Raw genomic sequence first — 314 nt, forward strand, 5'->3', positions numbered from 1 at the left:
GTTTTGCGTTTGCGCCACGCTGGCAAAGGAGGTGTCGTTACGGCCGACGCTCAGCGTGACCTGATTCGGTTGGTAAGTCAGGCCGGTGCCGAGGAACAGGTAATTTGGCACCACCGTATCAAACCGCCCGCTAATACCCTGCTGGGCGGTCAGGATGTTGTACTGCTGGCCGAGCAGGCTACGGACGTCACTTTGCGACAGCAGGTTGGTGCTGTTTTCCAGCGAGACCGCAACTTCACCGCCGCCGATCGTCGCCGATCCGCTGCTTTGGATCCGATCGCTCTGGCCGTTCGGTGCCACTTCCACCGCGTAGC

General features: G+C 60.8%; 1 protein-coding gene. It reads right to left on the bottom strand.

Annotated elements, in window-relative coordinates:
• A partial coding sequence (locus AC2FC2_RS27045; protein WP_490660216.1) for an autotransporter outer membrane beta-barrel domain-containing protein occupies positions 1 to 314 on the bottom strand: 314 nt, incomplete at both ends.

The sequence above is a fragment of the Serratia sp. CoH_122_TC_1 genome (assembly GCF_058191755.1).